Source organism: Streptomyces sp. NPDC034086, assembly GCF_055575515.1.
The window spans coordinates 704,567-724,597 of the sequence record NZ_JBVISM010000002.1; the positions used below are offsets into that span (position 1 = coordinate 704,567).

A 20,031-nucleotide genomic window follows, 5' to 3' on the forward strand; every position below is an offset into this window, starting at 1 on the left:
TCATCGCAGGGGGAGCGAAGGATTCCGCTCCGGATCGGCCAACTCGTCCCAGAAGCGGGCACGGGCCGGCCCCGCAAGCAGAGCCGCCCCCCGCCCGCGAGCCGGGCCCCCGCGCAGCCGGCCCCCCCCCGGAGGGCCGGCCATCGCCCGCGGGGTCAGCTCACCACCCGCAGCAGCAGCACCGACCGCGCCGGAACCGTCAGCGGCTCCCCGCCCCGGTGCCGCGTCCCCGGCGGAGCCGCCTGCTCCTCCCGCGACGTGTCCAGCACCAGCTCGTACGCCGTCGCCCACGGCGCGCCGGGCAGCATCCACTCCACCGGCCCGTCCCCGGCGTGCAGCAGCGCCAGGAAACTGTCGTCCGTCACCTTCCGGCCCCGCTCGTCCCGCCCCGGGATGTCCCGCCCCGACAGGTACAGCCCCACCGCCGCGGCCGGCGCGTACCAGTCCCGCTCCGTCATCTCCGCCCCCGCCGGGGTGAACCAGGCCAGGTCGCGCAGCCCGTCCGCACCCTGGGGCCGGCCGGAGAAGAACGCCCGCCGGCGCAGCACCGGATGGGTCTGGCGCAGCGCGATCAGCCGCCGGGTCAGCGCGAACAGCCCGCTCCACTGCGGGTCGGACAGCAGCGACCAGTCCACCCACCCCGTCTCGTTGTCCTGGCAGTACGCGTTGTTGTTGCCGCCCTGCGTGCGCCCGAACTCGTCGCCCGCCACCAGCATCGGCACGCCCGTCGACAGCAGCAGCGTCGTCAGCAGGTTGCGCAGCTGCCGCCGCCGCAGCGCCCCGACCCGCGGGTCGCCGGTCTCGCCCTCGGCCCCGCAGTTCCAGGACCGGTTGTCGTTGGTGCCGTCCCGGTTCTCCTCCCCGTTCGCCTCGTTGTGCTTGTGCTCGTACGAGACCAGGTCCCGCAGGGTGAACCCGTCGTGCGCGGTCACGAAGTTCACCGAGGCGTACGGCCGCCGGCCGCCCCACGCGTACAGGTCGCTCGACCCCGACAGCCGGTACCCCAGGTCCCGCACGTCGGGCAGCGCGCCCCGCCAGAAGTCCCGTACGGCGTCCCGGTAGCGGTCGTTCCACTCCGTCCACAGCGGCGGGAACGCGCCCACCTGGTAGCCGCCCGAGCCCACGTCCCACGGCTCCGCGATCAGCTTGACCCGCCGCAGCACCGGGTCCTGGGCGATCACCGCGAGGAACGGCGACAGCATGTCCACGTCGTGCATCGAACGGGCCAGCGCCGCCGCCAGGTCGAAGCGGAAGCCGTCCACCCCCATCTCGGTCACCCAGTACCGCAGGGAGTCGGTGATCAGCCGCAGCACGTGCGGGCGCCCGGCGTGCAGGGTGTTCCCGCAGCCCGTGTAGTCGGCGTAGCGGCGCTGGTCGGACTGGAGCCGGTAGTAGCCCCGGTTGTCGATCCCCCGCAGCGACAGGGTCGGTCCCAGTTCCCCGGCCTCCGCCGTGTGGTTGTAGACCACGTCGAGGATGACCTCGATGCCCGCCGCGTGCAGGGCCTTCACCATGCGTTTGAACTCGCCGACCTGCTGCCCCGCCGTCCCGCTGGCGGAGTAGCCGGCGTGCGGGGCGAAGTACCCCACCGAGTTGTAGCCCCAGTAGTTGCGCAGCCCCCGTCGCAGCAGGTGGTCCTCGTGCGCGAACTGGTGCACCGGAAGCAGCTCCACCGCCGTCACGCCCAGCGTCCTCAGGTGCTCCACCGCCGCCGGATGGGCGAGCCCCGCGTACGTCCCGCGCAGCTCCTCGGGAACACCCGGATGGCGCATCGTGAACCCGCGCACGTGCAGCTCGTAGATCACCGAATCGGCCCAGGGGGTCTTCGGCCGGACGTCGTCCGACCAGTCGTCGTCATCGTGGACGACCACCCCCTTCGGGACGTACGGGGCCGAGTCCCTGTCGTCCCGGACCGTGTCCGCGATGTACTGCTGCGGCCAGTCCCGCACGTGCCCGTACACCTCCGGCGGCAGCGAGAAGTCCCCGTCCACCGCCCGCGCGTACGGGTCCAGGAGCAGCTTCGCCGGGTTGTACCGGGCGCCCGTCCAGGGGTCCCAGCGCCCGTGCACCCGGAACCCGTACCGCTGCCCCGGCCGCACGCCCGGGACGAAGCCGTGCCAGATCTCGTGCGTCAGCTCGGTCAGGGCGCAGCGGGTCTCCGCCCCCAGCGCGTCGAACAGGCACAGCTCCACCGCCTCCGCGCCCTGCGCCCAGAGCGCGAAGTTGGTGCCCTCGACCCCGGCCGGCCCCGCGTGGTAGCGGGCCCCCAGCGGGTGCGAGGAACCCGGCCACACCGGCGGCGGCGGGTGCGCGGCCGCCCGTAACACCTTGGCCTGGACCCGCTCCCGTAGGGCGTCCATGCCCGCGACGGCCCTGCTGGCATCGCTGGCGGCGGTATCCACCGCCTCTTGCTCGGCTGCGCTCGACACTGCCCGCCTCCACGGCTCCTGGGTACCCGGCGGGGGAGTGCGGCCCGGCGTCCCGGCCGGGCCCGCCCCCGTCTGGTCCTTCCCACTGTTCTGCCCGGACTGTTCTGCCCGGAACGTGCCCGGCCCTCACGTTTCCCCCGGAGGGGCCCGGTCGTTGGACGGGGCGTGACTCTTCTGACGAGGCGGGCAGGGGCGGGCTTGGCCGCCGTGGCGGCGTGGGCGGCCCTGCTGGGCGGGCTCACCGGCTGCACGGGCGGCGGGTCCCCCGTGGAGATCCAGCTTCCCGGCAAACCCCGCTCCCCGGACGAGGCCATCCGGATCACCCCCGAGGACAACGCCAAGGGCGTACCGGCCGACGGGCCGCTCCGGGTGAACGTCCCCGAGGGCCGCCTCGAACGGGTCAGGGTCACCAAGGTCGAGGACGCCCAGGAGGAGGAGGTCCCCGGGGAGATCGCCGCCGACGGCCTCAGCTGGAGCCCCGACCCCGACGCCGGCCGGCTCGCGCTCGCCGCCAAGTACACCGTCGACGCGGTCGCCCTCGACGGGCACGACCGCCGCCAGGCCCGGCACACCACCTTCACCACCTACGTCCCCGAGGAGCGGTTCATCGGCTACTTCAAGCCCGAGAACCGCTCCACCGTCGGCACCGGGATGATCGTCTCCTTCAACTTCAGCCGCCCGGTCAAGCGGCGCGCCGACGTGGAACGGGCCATCACCGTGACCTCCCGGCCGGCCGTGGAGGTCGTCGGCCACTGGTTCGGCGACGAGCGCCTCGACTTCCGGCCCAAGGAGTACTGGAAGCCCGGCACCGAGGTCACCGTGAGGATGGAGCTGCGCGACGTCGAGGGCGCGCCCGGCTCGTACGGCATCCAGGACAAGACCATTCGCTTCACCGTCGGCCGCTCCCAGGTCTCCACCGTCGACGCGGAGGCGCACACCATGGAGGTCCGCCGGGACGGTCGGCTGCTGTCCACCATCCCCGTCACCGCCGGAGCGCCCGAGAACCCCACCTACAACGGCAGGATGGTGGTGATGGAGATGTTCGACGTGACCCGGATGAACGGCGCCACCGTCGGCTTCACCGGCGAGGACGGCAAGGGCGAGTACGACATCCCCGACGTCCCGCACGCCATGCGGCTCACCGCCTCCGGCACCTTCCTGCACGGCAACTACTGGGCCGACCCCGGCACCTTCGGCAGCACCAACACCAGCCACGGCTGCGTGGGCCTGCGCGACGACAAGGGCGGCGGCTCGGACACCCCGGCGGGCTGGTTCTTCGACCGGACGCTGGTCGGCGACGTGGTGGAGATCGTGAACTCGCGGGACAAGACCGTCGCCCCCAGCAACGGACTGGGCGGCTGGAACATGTCCTGGGCCGACTGGGTGGCGGGCTCCGCCATCGGCTGACGCACCGGCCCACCCGCCCGCGACACCTCCGCGGGCCCGGCGGACACACTCCGGACGTCCCCGCACCCCGGCGAAGCGGTGCGATCGAGTGATTGTCGGACCGGAATGCCGTACGCGGAGAGTGTCCTCCGTTCCCGCGCCGATCCGCGCCCGCAGCCTGTCAGGGCCATCGGCGCGGGCGGATGGCCGAGACAGCGGACGGAGTGTCATGTCAGCAAGGAACTGGACCCTCGGGCTGGCCGTGGGCGCCGTACTCGCGGCCGGGGCCCCCACGGCCCTCGCGGCGGGCCCGGGCACCGAGCCCCCCACGGCGGCACGCGCCCTCAGGGCCCCGCTGCCCGGCGGCCTCGGACCCTGCGTCCCGGGCGGTACGGGCCCCGGCCAGGGCTGCCCGTCCCCCTACCCGGAACCCAACAACCTGCCGTTCACCGGCCGCGACAGCAACATCAACGTGTTCGTCGGCGGGGACATGCTCGTCCGCCGGGGCGCCGCCGAGGCGGAGGGCAAGGTCGTCGTCCTCGGCGACTTCGACATGAACAAGTCCGCCGGCGGGCTCGTCTACAACGTGGGCATCGCCGGAGTCGGCTCCCGGGTCCCCCCGCCGAAGGACTCCGACTTCCTCACCACCGGCGGGGACGTCACCGTGGCCCCGCGCCAGACCCTCCTCGCCGACGGCGGAGCCGTCCGCTACGCGGGCAGCCTCACCGGCACCGTCACCGGCGTCCTCGTCCACGACCCGGCCGCCGCCGGCCCCTACAGCGGCCTGCGCGGCGCGCTCACCGCGGCCAGCACCTGCTACGCCCGGCCCGGGGGGACCCCGCGCACGCCGACCGGCCGGGCCGTGTGGAGCGCCCAGGAGACCGTCTTCACCGGGGACGGGGCCTCGCCCCTCCAGGTCTTCAACGTCGACTTCGACCTCTCCGGCCCCTCCGGCGCGCAGCAGACCCTGCGCTTCGCCGGGATCCCGGACCACGCCACCGTCCTGGTCAACGTCACCGGGGAGTCCCCCGCCCTGCGCGTCAACAACGCCCTGCTGCCCGCCGGGCTGCGCGAGCGGCTGCTGTGGAACTTCCCCGAGGCCCGGGAGGTCACCCTGGCCGGCTCGGCGCAGCTCGGCGGCAGCGTGCTGATCGGCCCGCAGGCGTCGGCCGCCACCGTCTCCGTCATCGGCCTGAACGGCCGCTTCTTCACCGCGGGCAGCGTGACCCACACCAGCCCGACGGAGACCACCGGCCTGGGCGCGGAGTTCCACGCCTACCCCTTCGACGGGGACCTGCCCGACTGCGCGCCGGTCCCGCCGGCCCGGGGGCCGGTGGTGATCGTCAAGCACGACGAGGACGGCCGGCCGCTGCCCGGGGCGCGGTTCGAACTGTGGAAGGAGACCAACGGCCGCGACGGCCTCCAGTACGAGGGCCAGGACCCCGACACCGAGGTGGACGAGTGCACCACCCTCGCGGACGGAACCTGCCGGCGCGATGAGGAGCCCGGCACCTACTACTGGCGCGAGACGGCCCCGCCCCCCGGCTACGAACTCCCCGAGGACGCCGTGCACGTGCTGGTCCTGACGGCGGAGGACGTCCCGGAGGGCGTCCGCCGGGTCGCGGTGAACCGCAGGACCCCCCAGCCGCCGGACGGCAGCGCCAGGGTCGTGCTGCGCAAGGTCGACGAGGAGACCGGCGAGCCGCTGTCCGGCGCCCGCTTCGAGCTGTGGCGCGAGAGCAACGGGACCGCGGGGCTCCAGACCCGCGAGAACCCCGACACCCGGCTCGACGGCGTCTGCGTCACCGGTGGAGGGGGCTCGTGCACGGTCGAGCTGCCGGTGGGGGAGCGCTACTACTGGCGGGAGGTGGGCCTCCCGGCGGGCTACGAGCGGCCCGGAGACCCCGTCACGGCCTTCGAGCTGGAGCCGGGTGACACCGAGGAGGACGTCACCGTCCCGAACCGGAAGGACGAGGACCGGACCGGCACCCTCAGGGTCCTGAAGAAGGACGCGAAGACGAAGCGGCCGCTGCCCGGGGCGGTGTTCGAGCTCTGGAGGGAGACCAACCGCACCGCGGGCCTCCAGCAGCGCGGCATCAACGCCGACGAGCGCACCGGGGACGAGTGCACCACCGGCCGGGACGGCGCCTGTTCCTTCGACGGCCTCGCCGACGGCGCGTACTACGTGGTCGAGGTGGACGCCCCCGAGGGCTACGTCCCGCCGCGCGACCCGGTGACCGGCCCGCTGACGCTGGACGACCGGACCCCGGGCCGCCGGATCGCCGTCGCCCTCCTCAACCGGCGCGCGCACGACGGCCAGAGCTGCCACTGCGAGGACGGGCCGGAGCACGGCCGTCCCGAGCACGGCCGTCCCGAGCACGGCCGTCCCGAGCACGGCGGGCCGGAGCAGGACCGTCCCGAGCACTGACGCCCCGACGGTTCCGGCCGGTCCCCGGGTGACGGACCCGGGGACCGGCCGCACGGGCCGACGGCCGGCCGCCCCCGCACTTGGGACGGAACGGTGACATGACTGTGCCTATTCGTAATCTCCCCATGTGATTTCCTGACGACAGCGCGCGACTGTCCGTGCGCGGGGGACATGGGGAGAACACGAGTGAACCTGCAGCCGATACGCGGCCGCGTCCGCACCGGCCTGCCGGCCGTCCTGCTGGGGGCGGCCCTGCTGCTGACCAGCGCGTGCAGCGGCGGGGGCAACAGCGCGGGCAGCGGCGGGGACAACGGCAAGCCCGGGGGCGGCACGGCGAAGACCGGCACCGAGGCGTCCAAGGCCGTGGTCAGCGTCAAGCCCGACGACGGGTCGAAGGAGGTCGCCACCAGCGGCGTACTGAAGATCACCAGCAGCGGGGGCAAGCTGACCACCGTGACGGTGGCCGACACCAAGGGCAACGCGGTGGAGGGCAAGCTGGCCGCCGACGGCGCGACCTGGGAGCCCGCCCGCCACCTGGCCGCCGCCACCGAGTACAAGGTGCACGCGGTCGCCAAGGACGAGGCCGGCCGCGAGTCCGCCAAGGACACCACCTTCACGACCCTGACCCCGCAGAACACCTTCGTCGGCCACTACACGCCCGAGGACGGGGCGACCGTCGGCGTCGGCATGCCGGTGTCCATCAACTTCACCCGCGGCATCACCAACACGGAGGCCGTCGAGAAGGCGATCACCGTGACGTCCGTGCCGTCCGTACCGATCGAGGGCCACTGGTTCGGCAACGACCGCCTCGACTTCCGCCCCGAGAAGTACTGGGCCGCCGGCACCAAGGTCACCGTGAAGCTCGCGCTCGACGGCGTCGAGGGCCGCCCCGGCGTCTACGGCAAGCAGACCCGCACGGTCAACTTCACCATCGGCCGCTCCCAGGTCACCACGGTCGACGCGGACTCCAAGAAGATGGAGGTCGTCCGCGACGGCCAGGTGCTCAGGACCGTCCCGATCACCGCGGGCGCCCCGTCGACGACCACCTACAACGGGCAGATGGTCATCAGCGAGAAGTACAAGGTGACCCGGATGAACGGCGCCACCGTCGGCTTCGGCGGCGAGTACGACATCTCCGACGTCCCGCACGCGATGCGGCTGTCGACCTCCGGCACCTTCGTGCACGGCAACTACTGGGCCTCCTCGAGCACCTTCGGCTCGGAGAACGTCAGCCACGGCTGCGTCGGCCTGGAGGACGAGCGCGGCGCCGGTGACCCCAACACCCCCGCGGCGTGGTTCTACAACGAGTCGCTGATCGGCGACGTGATGATCGTGAAGAACTCCAAGGACAAGCAGATCGCCCCGGACAACGGCCTCAACGGCTGGAACATGGACTGGGCGGAGTGGATCAAGTAGTCCCCCCGCGCGCGTAGTCCGTGGCCCGGTGCTGTGACCCACGGCACCGGGCCACTTCGCGTCCTGCGCTTTTCCGGGGGAGACCCCCGGACCCCCGGCCGCTAACCTCCCCCGTATGACCATCTCTCTCGAAGTCTCCGAAGGCGTCGGCACCATCCTGCTGGACCGCCCGCCCATGAACGCCCTGGACATCGACACCCAGGACCGGCTGCGCGCGCTCGCCGCGGAGGCCACCGACCGCGCCGACGTGCGCGCCGTCATCCTCTACGGCGGGGAGAAGGTGTTCGCGGCCGGCGCGGACATCAAGGAGATGCAGAACATGGACCACGCGGCCATGGTCGCCCGGTCCCGCGCCCTCCAGGACGCCTTCACCGCCGTCGCCCGCATCCCCAAGCCGGTCGTCGCCGCCGTCACCGGTTACGCCCTCGGCGGCGGCTGCGAGCTCGCCCTGTGCGCCGACTACCGCATCGCCGCCGACAACGCCAAGCTCGGCCAGCCCGAGATCCTGCTCGGCCTGATCCCGGGCGCGGGCGGCACCCAGCGGCTGTCCCGGCTGATCGGCCCCTCCAAGGCCAAGGACCTGATCTTCACCGGCCGCATGGTCAAGGCCGAAGAGGCCCTCGCCCTCGGCCTGGTGGACCGGGTCGTTCCCGCCGCCGAGGTGTACGAGCAGGCGCACGCCTGGGCCGCCAAGCTCGCCCAGGGCCCGGCGATCGCGCTGCGCGCCGCGAAGGAGTGCGTGGACGCGGGCCTGGAGGCGGACATCGACACCGGCCTGACCATCGAACGCAACTGGTTCGCCGGCCTGTTCGCCACCGAGGACCGCGAGCGCGGGATGCGGAGCTTCGTCGAAGAGGGCCCGGGCAAGGCCAAGTTCGTCTGAGCCCGGCCCTGGAGGAGCCGCCGGGTGACGGGTGATGCCTCGAGGGTCGCACGAGTCCCGCTGCACGAGACCCGTGCGGGTGGATTAGCCAGGCCTTAAGGCAGCCTTAAGACCCCTCGGTGATCCACCGGCCGTGATCGCCGGGCCGCGCAGCGTCACCCCAGGTGAGCGCCGCCCGTGCGGCCCTCCGTTGCCCGGCGCATATGCCGGCGCGCCCCCTCGGGATCGATGGTTCCGGGGGGTGTATTCCCGCGGAACGGCCCGGTCGGACGCGCGGGCCGTCCATGATGGGTGCATGGCGGGCCTGGAGGGTGTGGAACAGCCGCGGCAGCGCAGCAGCGCTTCGGCCGTACGGCTGACGGCGGCGGTCGAGGACGAACAGGGCCTCAAAGCGCTGGAGTCGTACGGGAACCCGGCCGAGGCGGAGGTGACGCTGCCGTCCATGCCGGAGTCCGCCGGCACGGCCCGCCGGCTCACCCAGAGCGTGGTCGTCCGCTTCTGGGGCCTGTCGCCGCAGATCGCCGAGCACGCCGTCCTGCTGGTCTCCGAACTCGTCGGCAACGCCGTCCGCCATACCGGGGCCCGGTCGTTCGGCTTACGCATGCTGCGCCGGCGCGGGTGGATCCGGGTGGAGGTGCGCGATCCCTCGCGGGGGCTGCCCTGTCTGATGCCGGTCCACGAACTGGACACCACCGGCCGGGGGCTGTTCCTCGTCGACAAGCTCTCCGACCGCTGGGGCGCGGACCTGCTGCCGCGCGGCAAGATCACCTGGTTCGAGATGCGGGTCGCCGACCGCTGAGGCCCCGGAACGCCAGAAACCCCCTCTTGCCCAGGTGGGGCGCGGCGGGGGTTTCATGGGTGCGCCGAGGACCGGTGGGGTGTGTGATCCTCGGCGGGGACTTCGCTCGGGTCAAAGGGAAGTCGTGGTTCCGACTATGGCAGACACGTCACGGAACGCCAAAACTCTCGACTCGGACATAAGTGTGCATATCCCAAGAGTTTCCACCTAAATCCTAGGTGAGATGGGCCACTCGCCTCGCAATCAGCGAATAAATATTGACCGCTCTGTGTAAATCGTTGATCACATAGCGGACGATCACTCCGTTGGGGGCGATCGGCGGACGCACCAAATTGGGTCAATCATTACCTTCGGTGCCATCCGGCCCTTAAATGGGCGGGTGCTCTGTTACCCAGACCGTCGTACGGCCCTGCGCGCCACGGCGGCGGCCGCCGCCGGCGTCCTGACCGCGGCCTGCGGCACGGACGGCGGTCCGGCGGCGCCGGAACCCGCCCGTGCCGCCCCCGCCCGGCCCGCCCACCCCGCCCGGCCGGCGCCGGCCGCCCCGCGGCGCTTCCCCGGGCAGCCCGTGGAGATCGCGCACGGCCCCCGCGACCGGCCCCGGGTCGCCCTCACCTTCCACGGCCACGGGGACCCCGCCCTCGCCCGGGCCGTACTCACCACCGCGGAGAAGTCCGGCGCGCGGGTCACCGTACTGGCCATCGGCAGCTGGCTCGACGAACACCCCGCCATGGCCCGGCGCATCCTCGACGGCGGCCACGAACTGGGCAACCACACCCAGCGCCACCTCGCGATCAACGGCATGTCCGAGGCCGAGGCCTACGCCGAGATCACCGGCTGCGCCCAGCGCCTCAAGCGCCTCACCGGCTCGATCGGCACCTGGTTCCGCCCCTCCCAGACCCAGAACGCCACCCCGCTCGTGCGGCGGCTCGCCCAGCGGGCGGGCTACCCGCACGTCCTCTCGTACGACGTGGACTCCCTCGACTTCACCTCGCCCGGCGCGGCGGCCGTCATCCGCAACGTCACCGGGACGATCCAGCGCGGATCGGTGGTGAGCCTGCACTTCGGCTACGCGGACACGGCCGACGCGATGCCGCCCCTCCTCGAAGAACTCGCGCGCCGCGAACTGCGCGCGGTGACCACCACGGAGCTGCTGACCTCATGAAGACCACCCGCCTTCCCCGGAAGGCCACCGTGCTGCTGGCCGGTCTGGTCCTCGCCGCCCTGGCCGGCTGCGGATCGGCAGACAAGGCCCCCGCCGAGGCCCTCGGCACCAAGGGGCCCGCCAAGCAGCCCGTCAAGGCCGTCCCGGCCGCGCCACCGGGCCTGGCGGGGATGCCCCCGCTGCTCGATCCCCACGACGTGTACGCCGCCGACCGGCCGAACCGGCTCTCCCCGGTGGTCAAGGACTTCCCGTCCCGGGTCTACGTGCCGAACACCAACTCCAACACGGTGTCCGTCATCGACCCGGCCACGTACAAGGTCATCGACACCATCCCGGTCGGGGTCCAGCCGCAGCACGTGGTGCCCTCCTGGGACATGAAGACCCTGTGGGTCAACAACAACCGGGGCCACACGCTCACCCCGATCAACCCGGCCACCGGCGAGGCCGGCAAGCCCGTCGAAGTGCACGACCCGTACAACCTCTACTTCACGCCCAACGGCAAGTACGCGGTCGTGATGGCCTCCATGGACCGCGAGCTGGTCTTCCGCGACCCCCACACCATGGACCGGGTCAAGACGGTCCCCGTCACCTGCTTCGGGGTCAACCACGCCGACTTCTCGGCCGACGGCCGCTACTTCATCGTCAGCTGCGAGTTCTCCGGCGAACTCCTCAAGGTCGACACCGAGAAGATGGAGGTGATCGGCCAGCAGAAGCTGCCCTTCGAGGGCGCGATGCCGCAGGACGTGAAGATCTCCCCGGACGGGAAGACCTTCTACGTCGCGGACATGATGGCGCACGGCATGTGGGTGCTCAGCGGCGACGCGTTCGACGTCCCCAAGCTGCTGCCCACCGGCAAGGGCTGCCACGGGCTGTACGTCAGCCGCGACTCCCGGGAGATGTACGTCTCCAACCGGGGCGAGGGCAGCGTCTCGGTGTTCGACTTCAAGGAGAACCGGCTCACGAAGAAGTGGCAGCTGCCGGGCGGCGGCAGCCCCGACATGGGCGGGGTCTCCGCCGACGGCAAGGTGCTGTGGCTGTCGGGCCGCTACAACTCCGAGGTCTACGCGATCGACACCGTCACCGGCAAGCAGCTCGCCCGGATCCCCGTCGGCGGCGGCCCCCACGGCCTCGCCGTGTACCCGCAGCCCGGCCGCTACTCCCTGGGCCACACGGGCATCTTCCGCTAGGCCGGGAAACAACGGTGCCCCGGGAGCTCGCACAGCTCCCGGGACACCGTGTCCGTGGGGCCGCCGACGGACGCTGACGGCGCGTCGGCGATGCCGGTACGTTATGCCGCGATCCCGGAGTGTGACAAGCCGTGGAGGGATCCATCAGCTGGAATTAAAGCTTCCGCCTACCCGGTGACCGCTTGCGGCGGCGTGGGCGGCTGCCGCCGGAATCCCCTCCGCGGCCCGGACGGGACCCCGGCAGTGCCCGCGCGCCCGGTGCCGTTACCCTGAGCCGGTCAACAAGCACCGAGAAGGGGTGGACCCAGTGGCTGACATCGAGAGCGCACGGGCGACGTTCGACAAGTTCGACGTGAACGGTGACGGCTTCGTCACGGCCGACGAGTACAGCGCGGCCATGAAGGCGATGGGTGACCACTACGTCACCGCCGCGATCGCGGACTCCGTGATCGCCGCCAAGGACAGCGACGGCGACAAGCTGATGAGCTTCGACGAGTTCTGGGCCTCCCTGAACAAGTAGGCGCGGCGCGTCCGCCTCCGCCCCGCACGCCGGGGCGGGGGCGCGTCAGGCCCCGTCCTGCGGCGGTGCCTGTGCCGAGGCCAGCTCCTCCACCTCGGACAGCGCCTCCTCCAGCCAGCTCAGCCAGAACCCCTCCAGCGCGATGCCGCCGTGCAGCACGAGCCGGCGCAACCGGTCCGCGGCCGCGTCCCGCTCCGGCGGGAAGTCCTTCGCCTCGATGGCCTCGTACGTGGCCAACTGCGCCCGGTGGAGCTCCAGATGGCGGCGCAGCTCCGGTCCGAGCCGCTGCGGACCGACCACCGCCGCCGCCCGGATCCGCAGCAGCAGCGCGTCCCGCACCGGCTTCGGGTCCTGGCTCTCGTCCACCCACCGCGCCAGCTCCGCCCGGCCGTCGGGCAGCACCTCGTACTCCTTCTTCTGCCCGCGCACGGGCACCTCGCTCGGCAGCGCCCGGATCAGCCCGGCCTCCTCCAGCCGCCCCAGCTCCCGGTAGATCTGCTGGTGCGTCGAGGACCAGAAGTAGCCGATCGACCTGTCGAACCGCCGGGTCAGCTCCAGCCCCGACGAGGGCTTCTCCAGCAGTGCGGTCAGGATGGCGTGCGGCAGCGACATGCCGCCATCCTAGGTTTGCGGCGCGGCCGGCGGCGCCGCCGGCCGCCACTCGGCCAGCGCCTCGGGCACCCGGGGCCCGGGCAGGCCCGCCGCCAGCAGGCCGTGCGCGCGCAGGAGGGCCGTCACCGCCGGAGCCCAGGCCTGGCGCAGGCCCGCCGACGCCAGCAGCTCCGGGTCCGAGAGCAGCTCCCCGGCGGGGCCGGTGCGGATCCCGGCCGGGGTCAGCACGGCCGCGTCGTCGGCCCAGCGGACCGCCAGGTCCACGTCGTGGGTGGCCATGACCACCGTGGTGCCGGCCGCGCGCAGCCCCGCGAGGACGTCCAGGAGGCGTTCCTGTCCGTCCGGGTCGAGGCCGGCGGTCGGCTCGTCCAGGATCAGCACCCGCGGGGCCATCGCCACCGCGCCCGCGATCGCCGCGCGCTTGCGCTGCCCGTACGACAGCAGGTGCGTCGGACGGTCCCGCAGGGCGGTGATGTCCAGCGCGGCCAGGGCGGCGTCCACCCGCTCACCGACCTCCGCGGCCGGCAGCCCCAGGTTCATCGGACCGAAGGACACGTCCTGCCCGACGGAGGCGGCGAAGAGCTGGTCGTCCGGGTCCTGCACCACCAGCTGCACCGAGGTCCGCAGCCGGACCAGGCCCTTGCGGTCGTACGCCACCTCCGCGCCGTCGAGGCGCAGCACGCCCGTGCCGGGCCGCAGCCCGCCGCTCAGCAGCCGCATCAGGGTGGTCTTGCCGCTGCCGTTGCGGCCCAGCAGCACCAGCGCCCGGCCCTCGGCGATGGCGAAGTCCACCCCGGACAGCACGGCCGGACCGTCCTCGTACGCGTAACCCGCGCCGACCAGCTCCACCAACGGGGTCACAGCCACAGCTCCTTCAGTACGAGGGTCCCCGCGACCAGGGCGGCCAGCAGGGCGGCGGACCCCGTCAGGAACCGCCAGGACAGTGCCGCGTCGGGTACGAGCACCCGCAGCGCGCCGTCGTAACCGCGCCCCGCCAGCCCCTGCTGGAGCCGGGCGGCGCGGTCGAAGGCCCGGACGAACGAGGTCGCCGCGAGCCCGGCCAGCGAACGCCACACCGCGGCCCGGCTCGTCTGCCCGAGCCGGGCCGCCTGGGCGCGGCGCACCTGGGCCATCGAGTCCAGCAGCAGGAAGCCGATCCGGTACATGACCAGCGCCACGTCCACCACGGGCGCGGGCACCCCGGCCCGCACCAGCCGGGGCAGCACGTCCGAGACCGGCGTGGTGAAGGCGAACAGCAGCACCCCGAGCGAGGCCGCGGAGGTGCGCAGCAGCAGCTCGGCCGCGTGCCGGGGCCCGTCCGGGGCGAGGGCGAGGAAGCCGCCGGGGCCGCCCACCGAGACCAGCAGCGGCAGCGCCCCGGTCACGCAGAAGCCGAGCGGCACCCGGAAGGCCCGCCACAGCTGCCGCCCGGGCACCCCGGCGGGCCCGAGCAGCACGGCCAGGGTCGCCGCGGCGGCCAGCGGCCCGCCGGGCCAGGGCGGCAGGCACACGGCGGTGACGGTGAGCCCCAGCCCCAGCAGGGCCTTCTCCAGGGGGTGGCGGCCCCGCCAGCGGCTGGAGTGGGCCGCCACGTCGATCGGCAGCACCGCCTACGGCTCCGGGGTGGTGCGGGTCCGCCCGGCGGCCCCGGCGTCGGCGAGGGCCTGCGCGGCGCCCTGGCGCCGGCCCCTGCGGACGCCGAAGTAGTAGGCGAGGACGCCCGCACCGAGCGCCGCCTGGAGCGCGAACAGCGCCGACTCGATCTCGGCCGAGGGGGGCTCGTACAGCGGGGAGAACCAGGGCTCGTAGTCCGGCTCCAGCTCCGTGATGGCCGCCTCCGCCTGGCTGTCGGCGCCGGTGAACGGCTCCTCCTTGCCCTCGCCGAGCCCCAGCGCGAGCGGGATCACGGCCAGTGCCGCCACCACGAGCAGCAGCAACATGTTGATCTTCGTGTTCCTGGTCATCAGAGCGCCGCCCCCTGCTCGGTCCGCTTGCCGCCGGTCAGCTTCGTGACCCCGAGGCGGACCAGGTCCGCCGTGCTGGACTGCATCAGCAGCCGCATCACGAGCACCGTCAGCAGGCCCTCGCTCACGGCCAGCGGGAGCTGGGTGACCGCGAAGATGCCGGCGAACTTCTCCAGGGAGCCCAGGAAGCCGCTCGCCGGGTCGGGGAAGGCCAGCGCCAGCTGGACGGAGGTCACGCAGTAGGTGATCAGGTCGGCGAAGAACGCGCCGAAGAAGACGGTCACCATCAGCGGCAGGCCGAACCTGCGCAGCAGCCGGTAGGCGCCGTAGCCCGCCCAGGGCCCGGCGACCGCCATCGAGAACACGTTGGCGCCCAGTGTGGTGAGCCCGCCGTGGGCCAGCAGCAGCGCCTGGAAGAGCAGGGTGATCGTGCCGAGCACCGCCATGACCGGCGGACGGAAGAGGATGGCCCCGAGCCCCGTCCCCGTCGGGTGCGAGCAACTTCCCGTCACAGAAGGGATCTTCAGGGCGGACAGGACGAACGTGAACGCACCGGACGCCCCGAGCAGCAGCGTGCTCTCCGGGTTCGCCTTCACCTCGCGGGTCAGGGCGCGGACCCCGTGGACGACGAAGGGGGCGGACGCGGCGCCCCAGGCGGCCGCGTGCAAAGGGGGCAGGAACCCCTCGGCGATATGCATGAGTTGGGAGACCTCTCCAGCACCTCGTGGATGGACGACGCGCCTCGGCCGGTCTCCTGGCTCACGGGTCATGATGCCCGGACTCCGCCTTCCCGGGCCCGCGCGGTCTCCCGCGCGCGCCCAGTGGCCTACCCGCTGGGGGCGCCTCCCGGACGGTGTCTGGGAGGATCTGGAGCCGGACTTCCCGATTACAGTGGCGAGGGCCGCACCGGTTTTCCACCGGTTTCCCGAACACCAAGGCCCGATGACCCTAGTCGTCCGCACGGACCGTCACAAGCCGGACCCGGAGCCCGGGCCCCCGGCGCCGGCGGCCGCCCCTCCCGCACGCGACGGCGGGCCCGGGACGTCACGCGTCCCGGGCCCGCCGTCCGTACCCGCTCGGGTCAGCAGGTGTTCGGGTGTGCGATGTCCAGCACGAACCGCTCGGGCGAGTGCAGGACGGAGGTGCTGTAGAACGGCTGGGTGTCGAAGGCGGCGCCGAAGGTCACGTACCCCTCGAAGTCGCCGGTCAGGGCGATGCCCTTGAGCTTGCTGAGGTAGATCTTCTGGAGCTTGGGCCCCTGGTAGACGTTCTGCCCCGCGTCGTCGTGGGCGGCGGCGGGGTGCAGCCGGATCTCCAGGAAGTACGTCCCGGCCAGCGGCACGGGCTTGCCGGACCCGTCGTAGACCAGCTGGGACACGGGAGTGACGGTGACCGGAGGGACGTACCCCTCGAGGTCGATCACGATCCGGTCGAACGTGCAGTGCCCGCCCCAGCGCGCGTTGACGACGAGCGGGGTCTGGGTGCGGGTGGAGGTGGTGGCGGCGGAGGCCGGCGACGTGGAGAGCGCGAGCCCGGCGGTGAGCAGGGCGCCCGTGGCCAGGGCCACGATCCGGCGGCGGTGCGGGTGACGCATGATGTCTCCCCGGTTCCGTGAGACGGGGACTGCCTGTCACCTCCTAGGACACCGCCGGGCCGCGCGCGGTTCCACGCGCCGCCCCTCAGGACGCCAGCAGCGTGCTCAGCTGCGCGTCCAGGTCGTAGTGGCGCCGCTCCTGCCCGCGCGGCACCAGCTCCGTCATCCGCCGGCACAGCGCGCGCACGTCCCTGGCGCGGGCGGAGACCACGCAGCCGCGCTCGCCGTTGCTGAAGCCGAGCAGCACGCGCGGCTCCGAGCCGTTCCAGCCGGGCCACACCCGTATGTCGCCCTCGCCGGTGGGCGCGTGCTGCCCGTCGAGCAGCAGCTCGCGCGCGAACACCCAGCGGGCGAGGTGGGCCCCCGCGCCCCGCAGGTCGACGGCCACCTCGTACGGGCGGTCCGTGCGGTAGACGAAGCGGCCGGTCAGGGGGACGGCCAGGGGGGCGGCTTCCAGCCGCAGCGGCAGGAGTCGGTGGTCGGTGATGGTGGCCATCGGCGGTCGCCTCTCGTCGTGCGGGGGCCGTTCCGCGCCCCTCCCCGCACGCTACCGCCGCCCGTGGGCGCCCTCCGGGGCCGAAGGTCCCGAGGGGCCGGGCCGCACGGCCCCCTTTCCGGCCACGGCCCGCTCCCTGCTCCCGACGGAGACCGCTACGGGGTCAGCACTCGATCACGTTGACCGCGAGCCCGCCGCGCGCCGTCTCCTTGTACTTGACCTTCATGTCGGCGCCCGTCTCCTTCATGGTCTTGATGACCTTGTCGAGGGACACCTTGTGGCTGCCGTCCCCGCGCATCGCCATCTTGGCCGCGGTGACGGCCTTGACGGCGGCCATGCCGTTGCGCTCGATGCAGGGGATCTGGACGAGGCCGCCGACCGGGTCGCAGGTCAGGCCGAGGTTGTGCTCCATGCCGATCTCGGCGGCGTTCTCGACCTGCTCGGGGGTGCCGCCCAGGACCTCGGCGAGGGCGCCCGCCGCCATCGAGCAGGCGGAACCGACCTCGCCCTGGCAGCCGACCTCGGCGCCGGAGATCGAGGCGTTCTCCTTGAAGAGCATGCCGATCGCGCCCGCGGCGAGCAGGAAGCGGACCACGCCGTCCTCGTCCGCGCCGGGCACGAAGTTCACGTAGTAGTGCAGGACCGCCGGCAGCACGCCCGCCGCGCCGTTCGTGGGAGCGGTCACCACGCGCCCGCCCGCCGCGTTCTCCTCGTTGACGGCCATCGCGTAGATCGTCGTCCACTCGCTGCGGTGCATCATCGGGTCGCCCTCGGTGCGCAGCTGGCGCGCCGTGGAGGCGGCCCGGCGCTTGACGCGCAGACCGCCCGGCAGGATGCCCTCGCGGGACATGCCGCGCGAGACGCAGGACTGCATGACGCGCCAGATCTCCAGGAGGCCCTCGCGGATCTCCTCCTCCGTGCGCCAGGCCTTCTCGTTCTCGAGCATCAGGGAGGAGATCGACAGGCCGGTCTCGTTGGCCAGGCGCAGCATCTCGTCGCCCGAGCGGAAGGGGTACCTCAGCACCGTGTCGTCGAGCTTGATCCGGTCCTCGCCGACCGCGTCCTCGTCGACGACGAACCCGCCGCCGACCGAGTAGTAGGTCTTCTCCAGCAGCGGGGCGCCGGCGGCGTCGTACGCGAAGAGGGTCATGCCGTTCGCGTGGTAGGGCAGCGAGCGGCGGCGGTGCAGGATCAGCTGGTTCGGCTCGTCGAAGTCGATCTCGTGGGCACCGCCTATCTCCGCACCCAGCAGACGCAGCTTGCCGCTCCTGCGGATGCGCTCCACCTCGTCGTCGGCGCTCTCGACGTCCACCGTGCGGGGGGAGTGGCCCTCCAGGCCGAGCAGGACCGCCTTGGGCGTGCCGTGCCCGTGGCCGGTCGCGCCGAGGGAGCCGAAGAGCTCCGCCCGGACGGAGGCGGTCTGGGCGAGGGCGCCGTCCTTCTTCAGCCGCGTCACGAACATGCGCGCCGCGCGCATCGGACCGACCGTGTGCGAGCTGGAAGGACCGATGCCGATCGAGAAGAGATCGAAAACGGAGATGGCCACTGGCGGACTCCCGGAACCTCCCCGCTGTGACGGGGAAACAACGACCCGTCCAGCTGCCCGCGGGGGTAGCGGGGGCAGCCGACGGATGGGCGGACTTTGCGGAGGTTTGGGCAAAGAGCGCCGGTGGGCGCCCTTGCCCTGCTATAGCAGCGTACGTCGTTCATGCGGGGGTCGGATCCCGCGCCGGGGCGTCGCCCCGAGTGATTTCGGCCTCGGCCGCCCGGGGGACGGGCGTCCGGCCGGGCCGCCGCCGGGCCGGGGCCCGGCGGCGGCCCGGGCCGTGAAAAGGGGCCCGGCCCTGTGCGAGAACACGGCCGGGCCCCCCAGGGCCGCGCCTAGAGCGACGGGTACAGCGGGAACTTCGCGGCCAGGGCCGAGACGCGCGCCTTGAGGGCGGCGGCGTCGTAGTCCGGCTTCAGCGCCTGGGCGATGATCTCGGCGACCTCGGTGAAGGCCTCGGTGTCGAAGCCGCGGGTCGCGAGGGCCGGCGTGCCGATCCGCAGGCCCGAGGTGACCATCGGCGGCCGGGGGTCGTTCGGGATGGCGTTCCGGTTGACCGTGATGCCGACCTCGTGGAGGCGGTCCTCGGCCTGCTGGCCGTCCAGCTCGGAGTCGCGCAGGTCGACCAGGACCAGGTGCACGTCGGTGCCGCCCGTGAGGACGTCCACGCCCACGGCCTTGACGTCGTCCTGCACCAGGCGGGCGGCGAGGATCCTCGCGCCCTCCAGGGTGCGCTCCTGGCGCTCCTTGAACTCCGGCGAGGCCGCGACCTTGAAGGAGACGGCCTTGGCGGCGATCACGTGCTCCAGCGGGCCGCCCTGCTGGCCCGGGAAGACCGCGGAGTTGATCTTCTTGGCCAGCTCCTGCGTCGACAGGATGACACCGCCGCGCGGACCGCCGAGGGTCTTGTGCGTGGTGGTGGTGACGACGTGGGCGTGCGGGACCGGGTTCGGGTGCAGGCCCGCGGCGACCAGACCCGCGAAGTGGGCCATGTCGACCATCAGGTACGCGCCGACCTCGTCCGCGATCCGGCGGAACGCGGCGAAGTCCAGCTGGCGCGGGTAGGCGGACCAGCCGGCGACGATCAGCTGCGGCTTGGACTCCTTGGCGAGGCGCTCGACCTCGGCCATGTCCACCTGGCCGGTCTCGTCGACGTGGTACGGGACCACGTTGTAGAGCTTGCCGGAGAAGTTGATCTTCATGCCGTGGGTCAGGTGACCGCCGTGGGCCAGGTTCAGGCCCATGATCGTGTCGCCCGGCTTCAGCAGCGCGAACATCGCGGCGGCGTTGGCCTGCGCACCCGAGTGCGGCTGGACGTTCGCGGCCTCGGCGCCGAACAGCGCCTTGATGCGGTCGATCGCGATCTGCTCGACCACGTCGACGTGCTCGCAGCCGCCGTAGTAGCGGCGGCCCGGGTAGCCCTCGGCGTACTTGTTGGTCAGGACCGAGCCCTGGGCCTCCATGACGGCGACCGGAGCGAAGTTCTCCGACGCGATCATTTCCAGGGTCGACTGCTGGCGCACGAGCTCGGCGTCGACGGCGGCGGCGACGTCGGGGTCGAGCTCGTGGAGAGGGGTGTTCAGAACGGACATCAGGATCCCCTGGG

18 protein-coding genes and 1 riboswitch are annotated in these 20,031 nt (G+C 72.7%); of the genes, 8 read left to right on the plus strand and 10 right to left on the minus strand.

All coding sequences use genetic code 11. The features are described from left to right. Positions 1–155: 155 nt before the first annotated feature. On the minus strand, positions 156–2,360 hold the full coding sequence (gene glgX, locus ACZ514_RS08630) for a glycogen debranching protein GlgX (protein ID WP_469124484.1): 2,205 nt from the start codon (positions 2,358–2,360) through the stop codon (positions 156–158). A 267-nt stretch (positions 2,361–2,627) separates the two neighbouring features. On the opposite strand from glgX, the gene ACZ514_RS08635 reads away from it, so the two are divergent. The 8 genes from ACZ514_RS08635 to ACZ514_RS08670 all read left to right on the plus strand — a co-directional run bounded on the left by ACZ514_RS08635 (position 2,628) and on the right by ACZ514_RS08670 (position 12,213). After that, the gene (locus ACZ514_RS08635) at positions 2,628–3,836 is read left to right on the plus strand and encodes a L,D-transpeptidase (RefSeq protein ID WP_469124398.1); all 1,209 of its coding nucleotides are present in this window, start codon (positions 2,628–2,630) and stop codon (positions 3,834–3,836) included. A gap of 208 nt (positions 3,837–4,044) precedes the next feature. After that, a complete protein-coding gene (locus tag ACZ514_RS08640; RefSeq protein ID WP_469124399.1) occupies positions 4,045–6,243 on the plus strand; it encodes a choice-of-anchor A family protein in 2,199 nt (732 codons plus the stop codon). Between the two features lie 171 nt (positions 6,244–6,414). Next, positions 6,415–7,659 carry a L,D-transpeptidase gene (locus ACZ514_RS08645; RefSeq protein ID WP_468166407.1) on the plus strand — a complete coding sequence of 415 codons (1,245 nt, stop codon included), beginning with the start codon at positions 6,415–6,417 and terminating at the stop codon, positions 7,657–7,659. Positions 7,660–7,774: 115 nt separating this feature from the next. Next, on the plus strand, positions 7,775–8,542 hold the full coding sequence (locus ACZ514_RS08650; RefSeq protein WP_467887786.1) for an enoyl-CoA hydratase/isomerase family protein: 768 nt from the start codon (positions 7,775–7,777) through the stop codon (positions 8,540–8,542). Positions 8,543–8,732: 190 nt separating this feature from the next. Beyond that, on the plus strand, positions 8,733–9,341 hold the full coding sequence (locus ACZ514_RS08655) for an ATP-binding protein (RefSeq protein WP_468166411.1): 609 nt from the start codon (positions 8,733–8,735) through the stop codon (positions 9,339–9,341). Between the two features lie 379 nt (positions 9,342–9,720). Then, a complete protein-coding gene (locus ACZ514_RS08660; RefSeq protein WP_468695842.1) occupies positions 9,721–10,506 on the plus strand; it encodes a polysaccharide deacetylase family protein in 786 nt (261 codons plus the stop codon). Then, complete coding sequence (locus ACZ514_RS08665; protein ID WP_468695838.1) at positions 10,503–11,693, plus strand: YncE family protein; 1,191 nt, start codon at positions 10,503–10,505, stop codon at positions 11,691–11,693. Before ACZ514_RS08660 ends, ACZ514_RS08665 begins: the two co-directional genes overlap by 4 nt. Positions 11,694–12,000: 307 nt before the next feature. Then, on the plus strand, positions 12,001–12,213 hold the full coding sequence (locus ACZ514_RS08670) for an EF-hand domain-containing protein (RefSeq protein WP_405978507.1): 213 nt from the start codon (positions 12,001–12,003) through the stop codon (positions 12,211–12,213). Between the two features lie 45 nt (positions 12,214–12,258). On the opposite strand, the gene ACZ514_RS08675 is transcribed toward ACZ514_RS08670, so the two are convergent. From ACZ514_RS08675 to glyA, 9 genes are all read right to left on the minus strand, one after another. Continuing rightward, positions 12,259–12,825: a PadR family transcriptional regulator gene (locus ACZ514_RS08675; protein WP_468166417.1), complete on the minus strand. Its 567-nt coding sequence runs from the start codon at positions 12,823–12,825 to the stop codon at positions 12,259–12,261. Positions 12,826–12,834: 9 nt separating this feature from the next. Next, the gene (locus ACZ514_RS08680; RefSeq protein WP_468695835.1) at positions 12,835–13,692 is read right to left on the minus strand and encodes an ATP-binding cassette domain-containing protein; all 858 of its coding nucleotides are present in this window, start codon (positions 13,690–13,692) and stop codon (positions 12,835–12,837) included. After that, positions 13,683–14,432 carry a cobalt ECF transporter T component CbiQ gene (gene cbiQ, locus ACZ514_RS08685; RefSeq protein ID WP_468695833.1) on the minus strand — a complete coding sequence of 250 codons (750 nt, stop codon included), beginning with the start codon at positions 14,430–14,432 and terminating at the stop codon, positions 13,683–13,685. The genes ACZ514_RS08680 and cbiQ overlap by 10 nt, the downstream gene beginning before the upstream one ends. 3 nt (positions 14,433–14,435) lie before the next feature. Next, a complete protein-coding gene (locus ACZ514_RS08690) occupies positions 14,436–14,789 on the minus strand; it encodes an energy-coupling factor ABC transporter substrate-binding protein (protein WP_468166423.1) in 354 nt (117 codons plus the stop codon). Beyond that, positions 14,789–15,487 carry an energy-coupling factor ABC transporter permease gene (locus ACZ514_RS08695; RefSeq protein ID WP_468166425.1) on the minus strand — a complete coding sequence of 233 codons (699 nt, stop codon included), beginning with the start codon at positions 15,485–15,487 and terminating at the stop codon, positions 14,789–14,791. The genes ACZ514_RS08690 and ACZ514_RS08695 overlap by 1 nt, the downstream gene beginning before the upstream one ends. A gap of 29 nt (positions 15,488–15,516) precedes the next feature. Then, positions 15,517–15,741: riboswitch (cobalamin riboswitch) on the minus strand. Positions 15,742–15,870: 129 nt separating this feature from the next. Next, entirely contained in the window at positions 15,871–16,383 is a 513-nt protein-coding gene (locus ACZ514_RS08700) for an AMIN-like domain-containing (lipo)protein (protein ID WP_468166427.1), read from the minus strand. Between the two features lie 85 nt (positions 16,384–16,468). Further along, a complete protein-coding gene (locus ACZ514_RS08705) occupies positions 16,469–16,879 on the minus strand; it encodes an SsgA family sporulation/cell division regulator (protein ID WP_468166429.1) in 411 nt (136 codons plus the stop codon). Positions 16,880–17,042: 163 nt separating this feature from the next. Continuing rightward, positions 17,043–18,425 carry an L-serine ammonia-lyase gene (locus tag ACZ514_RS08710; RefSeq protein ID WP_468166431.1) on the minus strand — a complete coding sequence of 461 codons (1,383 nt, stop codon included), beginning with the start codon at positions 18,423–18,425 and terminating at the stop codon, positions 17,043–17,045. 335 nt (positions 18,426–18,760) lie between these two features. Next, entirely contained in the window at positions 18,761–20,017 is a 1,257-nt protein-coding gene (gene glyA, locus ACZ514_RS08715) for a serine hydroxymethyltransferase (protein WP_468166433.1), read from the minus strand. Between the last annotated feature and the right edge of the window lie 14 nt (positions 20,018–20,031).

What these genes read in the sequence shown, in the direction of transcription:
- glgX (WP_469124484.1), bottom strand. Translation starts at nt 2,360, where the DNA reads ATGGACGCCCTACGGGAGCGGGTCCAGGCCAAGGTGTTACGGGCGGCC.
- ACZ514_RS08640 (WP_469124399.1), top strand. Translation starts at nt 4,045, where the DNA reads ATGTCAGCAAGGAACTGGACCCTCGGGCTGGCCGTGGGCGCCGTACTC.
- ACZ514_RS08645 (WP_468166407.1), top strand. Translation starts at nt 6,415, where the DNA reads ATGGGGAGAACACGAGTGAACCTGCAGCCGATACGCGGCCGCGTCCGC.
- ACZ514_RS08650 (WP_467887786.1), top strand. Translation starts at nt 7,775, where the DNA reads ATGACCATCTCTCTCGAAGTCTCCGAAGGCGTCGGCACCATCCTGCTG.
- ACZ514_RS08665 (WP_468695838.1), top strand. Translation starts at nt 10,503, where the DNA reads ATGAAGACCACCCGCCTTCCCCGGAAGGCCACCGTGCTGCTGGCCGGT.
- ACZ514_RS08675 (WP_468166417.1), bottom strand. Translation starts at nt 12,825, where the DNA reads ATGTCGCTGCCGCACGCCATCCTGACCGCACTGCTGGAGAAGCCCTCG.
- ACZ514_RS08690 (WP_468166423.1), bottom strand. Translation starts at nt 14,789, where the DNA reads ATGACCAGGAACACGAAGATCAACATGTTGCTGCTGCTCGTGGTGGCG.
- ACZ514_RS08695 (WP_468166425.1), bottom strand. Translation starts at nt 15,487, where the DNA reads ATGCATATCGCCGAGGGGTTCCTGCCCCCTTTGCACGCGGCCGCCTGG.
- ACZ514_RS08700 (WP_468166427.1), bottom strand. Translation starts at nt 16,383, where the DNA reads ATGCGTCACCCGCACCGCCGCCGGATCGTGGCCCTGGCCACGGGCGCC.
- ACZ514_RS08705 (WP_468166429.1), bottom strand. Translation starts at nt 16,879, where the DNA reads ATGGCCACCATCACCGACCACCGACTCCTGCCGCTGCGGCTGGAAGCC.
- glyA (WP_468166433.1), bottom strand. Translation starts at nt 20,017, where the DNA reads ATGTCCGTTCTGAACACCCCTCTCCACGAGCTCGACCCCGACGTCGCC.